The organism is Nodosilinea sp. LEGE 07088, from assembly GCF_015207395.1.
Classification (GTDB): Bacteria; Cyanobacteriota; Cyanobacteriia; order Phormidesmidales; family Phormidesmidaceae; genus Nodosilinea.
Window position 1 is genome coordinate 21,839 of sequence record NZ_JADEWX010000066.1, and the last position, 6,549, is coordinate 28,387.

The following is a 6,549-nucleotide window of genomic DNA, read 5'->3' on the forward strand; positions in this document are numbered from 1 at the left end:
TTAAATTCGGGTTTCGGCTGATGCCCCCCTACCAGAACGACGACCCTATGACATCTCTACAACCGCCGATCGCGATCGCCGCGTCAGAGGCACCGCCCAGAACCAAACCATCCAGCTACCCAGACCCCTTCGCGACCCAAATGGCAGGTCGCATCAAGCGTCCCCTAGGAGACCTCTTTGGCCTATCAAATTTTGGCGTCAACCTGACCTGTCTATCCCCAAAAGCAGTATCGGCCCTACGACACGCTCACACCGCCCAAGACGAATTTATCTTCGTGGTCGCTGGCCATCCAACCTTACATACCGATGCCGGCTGTACTCAGCTGCAGCCAGGCATGTGCGCTGGTTTTAAGGCGGGCTCGGGCAATGCCCATCGGTTGGTAAATGAAACCGACACCGATGTCGTCTACCTCGAAATTGGCGATCGAACCCCAGGGGACGAGGCCCACTATCCTGATGACGACCTCCAAGCCCAGCTCATCGACGGTCAGTGGATCTTTGCTCACAAAGATGGCACGGCTTACTGAGCAGTACCGCTCAGCACCGCTTCGCCGTCGATAAACTCTAGACCATCGAGGGTGAGACCGGCCTGGGGCAAGCTTAGGTTAAGCCTTTCGCTGATTTGAGTGGCATCGAGGCCGGTGAGCCGGGCGACATCGTCTAACGACAGCTTGACTCGACCAATTTGAACCCGAGTGTCGTTGCCCAGCACCAGACGACCATTGTCAACACGGGGGCTGCCTTCAAGGCCAATGTAAAGGGGGCGATCGCCCAGCATAGGAATGGTGCTAAACGCTGTTTCGAGAGCCTGCCGGGCCTGGGGCGGCAGACTCTGGGTGGGAATATCGGCAGGGTTAACCACGATGCCTCCGGCCACGCGATCGCCGCGAATAGTGGCATTGATGCTTTCGGCAACGGGCAAGAATTGGGCCATCTCAGGACTGCGGGCAAGTCTCTCGGCCAGCAGCTGGGTCAACTCAGCCTCGGTGAGGGAAATGGCGACCTGGTTGTTGTCGCCGTAGCGCACCCCCTGGCCACTGGCCAGCTTTGCCCCCAGCAAATTACCGCTGCCATGACCCACATCGGCCACCGCAGCATCGGCCCCGCTGGTGCTGTACCAGGTGGGCAGAGCGGTGGCCCGGTTCCAGTAGAAGGCGGTGGCAGCGGCTGCCCCAGCGGTGAGACCGACAACCAGCGATAATGTCAGTATGACAACCTGTTTTGCCCGCATGGCGATTAACCTTTTCTCAGATGTCGTCGAGTCAGTGTAGCTCAGCCCTAGGAAGGCGGCAAAAACCTGTGTGGCGGTTGCGGTAAAGTCCCTAAAGTGGCCTATGGTAATAGTTGCAAAGACGGGGAGAACACCAGCATGGGCACGATATCCAGGGGCATCCGACTGGGAAGGCAGGTTGTGGCCCTAGTTGCGATCGCGTTGCTCACCTTCACCATGGGCAGCTGTGCCAAACCCGTTCAACCCACCGAGCTGATCTCAGAGCCAACTCCCCAGCCCAACCGCCTCACGGGGCAAATTGCCGAGGTCTCGCCGCCCGCTACCCTCGAAACCCTCAAGCAAATCATCGACGCCTATACTCCCCAGGTGCGGCTGCTCAGCCCCCGCCCCGGCGAAGTGCTCGACGACACCAGCGTGGCGGTGCGATTTCAGGTGCGGGGGCTACCCCTGTTTAAAGACGACACCTATCAACTCGGCCCCCATCTGCATCTGTTTTTAGACAACGAACCCTACAAAGCCGTTTACGATCTGTCAGAGCCCGTTACCTTTGCAGATCTCTCCCCCGGTACCCACACCCTGCGCGTCTTTGCGTCGCGGCCCTGGCACGAGAGCTTCAAAAATCAAGGGGCCTTTGACCAGCGCACCTTTCACGTGATCGCACCGACTCCCCAAAACGAGCTCGATGCCAGCACCCCACTGCTTACCTATAGCCGCCCCCAGGGCAGCTATGGCGCCGAGCCAATTATGCTCGACTTTTACCTCACTAACGCCCCCCTGCACATGAGTGCCCAGGCAGAACCCAATGATGATCTGCACGACTGGCGCATTCGCTGTACGGTCAACGATCAAAGCTTTGTGTTTGACCAGTGGCAGCCGATCTGGCTGAAGGGGTTTAAGCCGGGCCGCAACTGGGTACAGCTGGAGCTAATCGACGAAAGCGGCACCCCTATCGACAACCGCTTCAATAACACCGTGCGCATCATTGACTACCAGCCCGGCGGTAGCGATACGCTGTCTCGCTTGGTGCGTGGCGAGGTGACCCTCAACGATATAGCCGGCATTATTGACCCCACCTACGAGCCGCCTACGCCTCCTGAGCCAGAACCCATCGGCAAAGCCGAAGCTGAAGAAGATGGGTCTGAGGATAGCGCTGCGGCTGAAGCTTTGGAGCAACCGTCCGCCAATGGAGGTGATTCTGTTGTACCCGATGAGCTTGTGGCACCAGCCCCCACTCCAGATAGGTCTGAGGTATCTCTGCCTGCACCCGAAGGCACGATTGAGGGTTCAGGCGACCGGTCAGGCGCGGCTGACACGGATCCCAATACTGAGGTGCAGCCTCCTCCCTTACCTCAGCCTGACTCATCCCTGGAGCCAGCCGCTGCCCCTGAATCTGCTCCGCAAGAAAGCGCTGCTCCTGAAAGCCAAGACAATTTTGAATTGGAGGATGACGTTGCTGAGACCACTGATCTCTCCGAAGATGCCAATGCCAGCGCGGCGGCCGCTCGGCCTGATACTGTATCCGAGGCTGCTTCTGAAGAGTTGACGGCTCCAGCCGGTGACAAATTATCGGCAGAGACCGCTACTCCCGACCTCCCTGAGGCTGGGCCAGAGATGACAGAGCCGTCTCTGACAGAACCTTCCCTGGCTATGCCGCGATCGCCAGCGGCAGAGTCTCAGGAGAGTCTCCCTGCCCCAGAACCTAAGCCTGCTGAAGAACCAGATGATTTGGACGAGCCAGAATCGGTAGACTTGCCCGGTAGCGATCGCCCTCAGGTGACGCCGCGATCGCCCCTAGCGCCCGAAGTTCGTCCCTTTATTTAGCTCCTACTTCACCAACCGCAGGGTCAAGGGATAGCGATAGGCGGTGCCTTCATTGGCTTTAACCGCCGCCATGATAGCCAATACCAGCCAGGCTATACCCAGCACAGCCAGCATCAAAATGCCCACTAACACCATCACCAACACCGCCGACACCAACATATAAATGGTCATGGAGATGTTGAAGTTGAGGGCTTCCTTCGCCTGATCATCCACGAAGGACATTTCGTCGCGCTTGACGAGCCAGATGATCAACGGCCCAATGATGTTGCCAAAGGGAATGACAAAGCCAGAAAGGGCGCTGAGGTGAGCTAGCATCGCCCACATGCGCGATTCTGGGGTGGAGTCAAGCTGGTTCATAGCAGGTGGTCAAATCAGGTAAGCTGCCGCCAACCTAACTTAAAAAGCAGGATAGAGGCTCTATCCTGCTTACAAAATGTAGTATTTGAAGTAAAAAGCGCGGTCATAGAGCAGCGCAAAGGCTAACCGTTCACCTGCCTTAGCTTTAACCTTAGTCTTCATCCTCATCGTCGTCATCGGTGGGGTATACAAAGCTAGTAGACCTCCCCGTGAGCACAGATTTACCCAAAGACATCGCTCTTTGGGCCTGGAGCGCTGCGGTGCGCTTCCAAGTGGCGCGACGCTGGTCACGCTTTTGTTTGGAGGTTTTCTTCTTGGGAACCGCCATGACAGCAATATTAAGACTTCACAACCTTTCAATCATAGGGCAAGACAGTGTATCTATGCAAGATATCTTTGCCAGCTTGCAAGCTGGCCCCGTGGGTTAATTATCGGCCTCGCCTTCAACCTCATCGACTACCAGATTTCTAGAGGCCTCAAAGTACTGCGCCCACTGGGTGACATCGGGCCTGAGCTGCCACTCACTGCGGCTGACTGGCACCGCGAGAATGGGCACCGAAATGCCTCGATTATCGCCAATGACGGTGACCACGACGTCAGTCATCAGCAGATCGGCGTCAAAGCTGCGCTGAATCGCGGCCCTAGCAATAATTTCGGAGCGCTGCACGAGGGTTTCAAAGCTTTCGTTTTGCTCCCGCACCACAAACAGGTTGACCCGCGAGGTGTAGGCCTGAGCTACCGGAGGGGTGATTAGAGTCGGTAATGCAACGCCGCCAAAGGCCGTCAAGGCCAGTAACCATAAGCGCGCCCAAAAGACCGTTGATTTGGGCTGACGATGGCGGGCCTCGACAGGGCTGCGCTTACTCAAATTAGAAATAACGTTCATGGCCAACTGCTCCCAACATCCCTGTAGGATGCCCCAAAAGTGCCTTAACTTTAGCGATAGAGCCCCAAACCGTCAATAAAGAATTGTCTTCTGTTGCAATCTCCTCGCTGGGCTTCCGTTTGGGTATGCAGGCGCTACTATGGCAGGTGAATTTTTTCATTCGTACCCCAGACCTTGGGAGGCATCCATAAGGCATGGCAAGCCACTGGCCCGTTATTGTCGGTATCAATCAATATCAATCGCTTCAGCCCCTGATGTATGCGCAGTTCGATGCCCTCGAATTGCGAGATCTTTTGGTCAATGAGGTGGGTTTGCTCCCGCAATACTGCTCGTTGCTGACCGATGTGTCGCCGATGGTGTACCAGGGCTCGGCGGCTCCGACCCAAACGATACTGCTAGAGCGGCTGGGCCAAAGCTGCGATCGCGCTGGCCCAGACGATACGGTGTGGTTTTTCTTTAGCGGCTATGGGGTGCAGTGGCAGGGGCAAGACTACCTGCTGCCTATTGATGCCGATCCCAACCGCATCGAGCAGACCGGCATTTTGATTGAAACCCTGCTCAAACGCATGCACCAGGGCAAGCAGCGTCAGTCGATCATTATGCTCGATATCAATCGGCCCCAGAGCGCGCTCAGCCCAGCCCCTGGGAACCAGGGGCTCGGGGCCCAATCCCTAGCCCTGGCCCAGGAGCTAGCGCTGCCCCTAATTCTCTCGTGTCGGCCCAATCAGTTCTCCCAGGAGACACTGGCGGTGCGCCATGGGCTCTTCACCGAAGCCCTGATTGAAGGCCTGCGCTTTCACGGCTGTCTGACCCTGGCGCAGATGGTGGATTATTTGCGCGATCGCGTGCCCGAGCTGTGCCAGCACCACTGGCGTCCGCCACAGAACCCTACCGCCGTAATTCCCCCTGGGCAGCAGTACGCCATGCTGGTGCCGTCTAGTCTGGTGGGGCAAATGCCTGTGGGCATACCACCAGAGCCAGAACTCTTGCCAGATCTTCCGGAGCCAGAGCTGGTTGTGCCCCCCCTGGGGGAGATCCCAGCGCAGGGTATGCCGTCCCAGATGGTGCCCACAGACCCCGCTGATAGCGGTGGTACTCGGCCCTGGCCATCGGTCGAGCCACCAGCGCCAGAACCGCCCCCTACCGGGGTACCGCCTGCGGTGGCCGCACCAGACCCAGGGGCCATCGATCAGCCATCAGCATCGACCGGCTGGCCAGTCCCCTGGCGCTGGGGCTTGCTAGTGGCCGGGCTGCTGCTGCTGGGAGTGCTGTGGCGGAATCAATCCAGCTTTTGGGGTGGTCAGCCTGCCCTAGAGTCGGCCACGCCGCCGGTTTCCATCCCAGAAGAGCCTGCCTCAGGCGCATTGCCGCCAGATTCCCCTGCGGCAGAGCCGCTGTTTCCGGGTACGGCGGTGAGTGGTGCTGAGGCCCTGGAACGAGGCCGCAATGCCCTTGCCCAGCAGCAGTTTGGCGAGGCGCTGAGCTGGTTCAAACAAATTCCTGAGGTGGAGCGGCCCGTAGACTACCAGGCCCTGGTTGACCAAGCCGAGATCGGCTATACCAGGGCTGAGTTATCGGGCGATGTCGCCCTCGACAGGGCTCGCCGCCTGATTGAGCCAGTTTCTGCCTCACTGTTTAACGATGCCATTGAACAGGCTCGTCAGGTGCCGACGGATGACCCAGCCTACGAGCAGGCCCAGGCTGACATTGCCCGCTGGAGTCAGGTTATTTTAGATCTGGCCGTGGGCCGAGCCGCCTCGGGTGACTTAGCGGCGGCCATCAGTGCCGCTAGACTAGTGCCCGCAGATCAGGCCGAGGTTTGGGGCCAGGCCCAAAGCCAAATTCAACGGTGGGAACAGCGTCGCATTAACCAACAGCTGCTGCAAGAAGCCCAGAGCCTGCTGCAACCTAACCAGGCGGGGTCATTTCAATCGGCGATCGCCCTGGCCCAGCAGATTCCGCCCGACTACCCCGAATCGGCGATCGCCCAGGAACGCATCGAACAGTGGAGCCGCGACATTCTCGCGATTGCCCGCGCCCGGGCCGCTGCGGGGCAACTCCCTGGCGCTATCTCGGCTGCTGGTCTAGTGCCCCCCGGTACCAGTGTCTACGACCAGGCCCAGGCAGAAATGCAGCAATGGCAGGGACAATAGAGAAGCTAAGAAGAGCGGGGAGATGGGGCTGGCTGGGGGAAGATAGGGGAGTATTCAAAGCACAAAACTTGAAACTCCACCCCCCTCCCATCACCCTATAC

Annotated in this window: 7 protein-coding genes; 3 read left to right on the plus strand and 4 right to left on the minus strand. The window is 58.5% G+C overall.

Annotated features, from left to right (window positions below):
• Positions 1-47: 47 nt before the first annotated feature.
• Complete coding sequence (locus IQ254_RS15630; protein ID WP_193967088.1) at positions 48-527, plus strand: cupin domain-containing protein; 480 nt, start codon at positions 48-50, stop codon at positions 525-527.
• On the opposite strand, the gene IQ254_RS15635 is transcribed toward IQ254_RS15630, so the two are convergent.
• Entirely contained in the window at positions 521-1,231 is a 711-nt protein-coding gene (locus tag IQ254_RS15635; protein WP_193967089.1) for a hypothetical protein, read from the minus strand. The two genes, IQ254_RS15630 and IQ254_RS15635, sit on opposite strands and share 7 nt — an antisense overlap.
• Positions 1,232-1,369: 138 nt before the next feature.
• Here IQ254_RS15635 and IQ254_RS15640 point away from each other — a divergent pair, with 138 nt between their 5' ends.
• Positions 1,370-3,052 carry a hypothetical protein gene (locus IQ254_RS15640; protein WP_193967090.1) on the plus strand — a complete coding sequence of 561 codons (1,683 nt, stop codon included), beginning with the start codon at positions 1,370-1,372 and terminating at the stop codon, positions 3,050-3,052.
• A gap of 3 nt (positions 3,053-3,055) precedes the next feature.
• Here the strand turns inward: IQ254_RS15640 and IQ254_RS15645 are convergent, their stop codons facing one another.
• From IQ254_RS15645 to IQ254_RS15655, 3 genes are all read right to left on the minus strand, one after another.
• Positions 3,056-3,409: a DUF4870 domain-containing protein gene (locus tag IQ254_RS15645; protein ID WP_193967091.1), complete on the minus strand. Its 354-nt coding sequence runs from the start codon at positions 3,407-3,409 to the stop codon at positions 3,056-3,058.
• A gap of 151 nt (positions 3,410-3,560) precedes the next feature.
• Positions 3,561-3,737, minus strand: coding sequence for a 50S ribosomal protein L32 (gene rpmF, locus IQ254_RS15650; RefSeq protein WP_193967092.1), 177 nt, complete (start codon positions 3,735-3,737; stop codon positions 3,561-3,563).
• A 96-nt stretch (positions 3,738-3,833) separates the two neighbouring features.
• A complete protein-coding gene (locus IQ254_RS15655) occupies positions 3,834-4,295 on the minus strand; it encodes a hypothetical protein (RefSeq protein WP_193967093.1) in 462 nt (153 codons plus the stop codon).
• Positions 4,296-4,489: 194 nt separating this feature from the next.
• Here IQ254_RS15655 and IQ254_RS15660 point away from each other — a divergent pair, with 194 nt between their 5' ends.
• Positions 4,490-6,448 carry a caspase family protein gene (locus IQ254_RS15660; RefSeq protein WP_193967094.1) on the plus strand — a complete coding sequence of 653 codons (1,959 nt, stop codon included), beginning with the start codon at positions 4,490-4,492 and terminating at the stop codon, positions 6,446-6,448.
• Positions 6,449-6,549 lie beyond the last annotated feature (101 nt).